This window comes from Winslowiella iniecta (genome assembly GCF_001267535.1).
In the GTDB taxonomy this organism is placed as follows: domain Bacteria; phylum Pseudomonadota; class Gammaproteobacteria; order Enterobacterales; family Enterobacteriaceae; genus Erwinia; species Erwinia iniecta.
On the sequence record NZ_JRXE01000014.1, the window covers coordinates 12,159 to 17,117 of the forward strand.

Consider the following 4,959-nt stretch of genomic DNA (forward strand, 5'->3'; position numbering starts at 1 on the left):
ATGACCGCCCTGCGCGCCGCCGCCCGTCCGGAGATGGCGGAAGCCGCGCGGTACGCGCAGCAGGAAAGCGGCGTACTGAAGATGATGGCACGGGACGTAATGAACCTGCTCGGGCCGGGGGCGGTGATGAAGCTGCTGGATAAGCCGGCGATCAAAGAGATGGAGACATTTTTATCCTCCCTGGATGAAAATGATCCGGGGGCGGAGGAGAAGCCGGAGACGGAGCATAAGCTGCGGGAAAAAATGACGGAAATGCTGGCCGGGCAGTTAAAGGCGGCAGCAGAAAAAAATCCGCAGCTGGCGAAAGGCCTGAAGGTCATTACCGAAAAGTCGGTTAAAGAATACCAAAAAAAGAACCGGTCATCGCTGGCGCTGGCGGCCTGCAACCTGCAACACGCCATTGACAAGTCCGCGCGGCTGCGCAGCTCGCTGAAGACGGCGATGAATCAGCAGTTAAGAGCGGACTCCGTAAATCTTATGGCGACGCTGGAAGGCAGCGAAAGAACACTGAAAAAAGCCTTCGCCGAGATTGAACACTTCCGCCCCGGCATGCTGGAAAATCTGAACACCCTCGGCACACTGGCGCAGCGAATGATCAACGACAGCAGCATGGGTAATTACTTCAGCAAGAAATTGCAGGGGTTGAAAAATGCGGCGTCATCCACTGGCACGGCGGTGAACGGCATGAGGAAAAAGCTGGACGCCATCCTGTACCGGAAAATAGACAAGCATTTCCCCGTATCCGGCGATATCACCCCGGCTCAGAAAACCGAGCTCAGCACGCTGATGATCTCGCTGGATAACGCAGCGGATCAGATCAGATCTGTCGCCAGGCCGCTGCAGGATGCGGCGGAGCGATTGCAGCGGGTGCTGAAGAGGGACAACAATACCGCCATGGACAGCGACCGGCTGATTCAGCTCGCCGCGATAAAAGCCCGCCAGCCGGTGAGTGATACGGAGAAAAAAGCCGGTACGGTGCTCGGCGTGGCGCTTGATATCGCACTGGGGAATGAGAGCAACCTCGTCCGGCTGGAAGAGAAAGTGCAGAAAACACAGGATGAGTTTTCCGCGCTGACGGCCGAAGTCAGAAAGACCCTGCCGTACCTGAAGGAGCAGTTTGCCGTGGAGCTTGGCCTGGCGATCGAGGAGATGCGGCGCAGCTTTTCCGGCCATCCGCGCGCGACAGAATATATTCAGCTGACGGAGGGGATGGCGCAGGCGTTCAGCATCAGGCTGGATAAGCTGGAGAAGAAGATCGACGAGGCGGAAAAAACTGGCAGCAAAGACCTCGAGCAAGCCGCCAGCCGTATGGCGGCCGTGGCGAAGGAGATGGCCGGAGAAGCCGAAGTGCTGTCACAGAATATTCGGCTGATCACGGCGAAGGAGCTGGGGGCGGAGTACGGGTACAACCATTATGAAAAAAATATGGTGCGAAACCTGATTGATCTCGTCGACGAGCTCAGCAACGATGACCCTGAAAAAGAGAAGGAGACGCTGAAGTACCTGGTGTCGACGTTGAGTGCCGGGGACAGGACGGTGCTGCGCAGAGAGAACGATCCGGGCAATAGCGTATTGTTGGCCGGGATGCGGCAGGAGCTGTTTAATATTCTTAACGAGGTTCAGCGCAGACCCCCGACGGCAAAAGATCTCGTCGCCCAGACCATCCCGATCAAAGACCAGCTACTTAAAAAGGCGACGGAAAAGACCGTGTCAGGCGTGGTCAGTACGGCGATGTCAGCGATGGTGGGCGCAGACCTGATTGCCGATATTACCCGAAACGCGGCACGCACGATTACCGGCAGTCGCCTGGTGCGTCCGGGCAATCTCCTGCGAAGCACACAGCTGTATGACGGCTATAAGGGACTGGACGGAGTAAGGAAAGCCACCCAGCCCAGTCAGCGTCCCCAGGATTATCTGCATGGCAAGATGGCTGATCGGGCTGCGGCGGGCTTCGGATTATCGCTCCTGAGCCTGGCGCTTCCCGGACCGATCGCGCTGCCGGTCACCCTTATTCCGACGGTTATCAATGCTTTAAAAAATCCAAAGAAATTTCTGGATACTGTGGCAGGCGTCCTGCCGATGGAGGTTGCGTTTACCAGCATTTATGAGAGCGCGCGTACGGCGATAAACACCGCTGCGGCCGCCCTGAATGCGGCAGAAAATCACGATACAGCCGGAAAAAATCAGGCCCGGAAGGCCGCGCCTGACAGATTATCGGCGCAACTGCAATCTGATTTAGCACAGCACCTGCAAGAGAGAAATGAAGAGGTTCAGGAGGAAAATGAACCAAAAAGGGCAAAAAAAACTAAACGTTCTATTGGTTATCTCTTACCTGATAGCCAGGAAAGTGAGCTATTTTTCAATTCAGAAAGAAGGCGTATTCTTCAGCAAGATAAAAACCTGACACCTTTGCAGGTTGAGTCAGCGATAGTTGATTATAAGTCAGCGGTCAGTAAATATCGTGAGCTGAACAAAAAATCAGCCCCTGTGCATGAGCTTGATGCCGCAAAGAGGAATTTATTTAAGGCGGCAGATACGCTTGAAATCATCAGAAATAATCTTGAAGAGCGGGAAAAGATCCGTGCCAGCCTTCCTGAAGAACAACTTACCAGCCAGGCCGGCGATTATTTTAAATCCATACAAAAAGGATATAACATAAGATCAGGGGATAATCTCAGCCCGCTAAAGTATGCTCGTAATTATCTTTCTAATATTATTAACGGATTTAAGAAAGAAGATCGGGGAGGAATTGATTCTCCTGACACCGAAATAATGCTAATCAGTGAGCGTGATCTTTCGGAACATAAATTCACACTGTTGGATATTGCAACCGGCAAGATCGATACAGGAAAGTATCGGTTTCCCCGCAATTTTGTTGAGAAGCATCCCACTAGCGTTTCATTACTCGTAAAGCTTAAGCTTATCACTATTACACCTGGCTCAGAATTGTATACGGTTTACAACAAGAATGCGCCAGGAATAAAAATCGTTTTCGGCCCTGGCCCTGGATTTATGATCAGGAGTCTTGGGGATGATATGCTGAAACGATATGAGCTGGAGATCAATGCTCTGCGTAGTGATGCGGCATCCGTCAATGCTATGGATAACTTCTACGAATCCAATTTCAAAATTACTGCGGCAGAATTAGAGAAAGCTCCCGAACTTAAAGCGTTCAGGGCGCTGCTGGAAGATTTTCGTTATGGAAAGAGAGAGGCGCAGCATCTGGTTTTGGACGGCAGCACGCTGAGTGAAGTAATCTGTTTTTCCATTAAGAGTGAATCCGGTACGGATAAAATCCTGGCAATGGATATTAATGGTAGCCATATCGTCATTGAAAACACCCAGCAAGGGCTTAAGAATGTTGAGAATCAGAAATGGATTGTTTCTCATCTGAATGGCAGTAAACAGTATCAGTACAGAGATGATGCGAGAAGAGCGGGGGCATTTCAATATCGTGAACGCAGTACGGCGCCGCTGGATAACCTGGTGGCTACCTCAAGCATGGCCAAAAAATATAGTCGTCCGTATTCACCCTTAACGACTCGTGAGTTAACCGATACCGGAAAGGAAACGTTTTCGGTTGTATGCCAGCGCTCAACTGAAGATATGAATGCGATGATTAAGACTTACGCAGAGTATCTGGTTGATTCGTTTATTGACTTTTCTTCCCTGTTTGCAGGTATGGCAATTAGCGCGGGGCTGGCATCGGTAGGTTTATCGCCCGCAGTGCTGTTTTTGGTACAGCTAGCCGCATCTGCCGGAACGACAGTCGCTAAAGAACTGCTTAAGGCCGCGCTGAAAGATAACCGGGCAGAGGTGGAGAATATCTTACGGTCTCTGCCAGAGGGGGTACTGGCGGGCATGATAACAGATACCGGGATTACATTAGGTGCTGGTCTTGCCGCCAAAGTGGCAAAGTCGGCAAAATTAACAATGATGTTTGAGTCTCCAGCCCGGGAAGGTCTCCGGGATTTTGCGGTTACTTATGGTGGCGCTGCAGCGAGCAATGAAATAGCCAATGCGATGAGCTCGAACTCTGATTCCGGGAGCGTTAATACGCAATCGGAGCTGAAAATCATACCACTGGCAAAACTGCCGAAAAGCGATACGCTGGATACCAGTTCAAAAGGCGTCGTTATCGGCAACGTGTATATTGTCAGCAAACCTGTTGGCATATTTGATATCTGCCGTGATTTAGGCATCAGTGTCGAAAAATTTGTAGGTCTGGAACTCGCTAATGAGGATCGAATTACTGATTCGATGAACATCAAGGCAAATACAGTCCTTGTTATCCCGGACTCGGTACTGGAGGAAAGTCGATTCAGCTCCCGGAAAGGGGAAAGCTCACCAGGTAAGATAAAGGGTAATGAATATGTGGTGAGTACCAATACGAATCTGAATGCCATCAGCAGAAGTCTGAATATAGAGCCACAACAGGTTTATCTTATCTGCCTGTTAAATGGTATTGTCGATCCCAATAATATCCCTTCAGATTCAAAACTGATCATTCCGGATATTATTATGCAGCAATACCCACTGCAAATTTCTGAAAGCACCGCCAGTATTCCGGATACTGCGCCGCCGCTGAAAGAGTTTAAAACCCAGTTTGGTCAGATAAAAGGTAATGAATTGATAATCCTGAAATCTGCCAGTAACTATATGATCAGTAACGATCTGAAACTGTCACTTGACAGTGATCTCTCTCCTTCTGAGAGGATTGAAAGGCATCGTCTGCTTAAAGAGTTACGTGCGGCCAATCCAAATTTTAAAGCGACATGGACGTTTACAGTAGGGACAAAACTAACTCTCCCGGATACTGTTCTACAGTATTACCTGCAGAAAACGGGTCAAAACGCAGCTGGCAATGCAGATACTGCGGCTCAGCAGAATATAGGGCCGTTTGTTGCTGAGAATATAAATACGCAGCCACAGCCACAGCCACAGCCACAGCCACAGCCA

At 50.2% G+C, this 4,959-nt stretch carries 1 protein-coding gene; it reads left to right on the forward strand.

Annotated features, from left to right (window positions below):
- Positions 1-4,959, forward strand: a 4,959-nt coding sequence (locus NG42_RS11165; RefSeq protein ID WP_162231028.1) for a hypothetical protein, incomplete at both ends; no start/stop codon positions are given.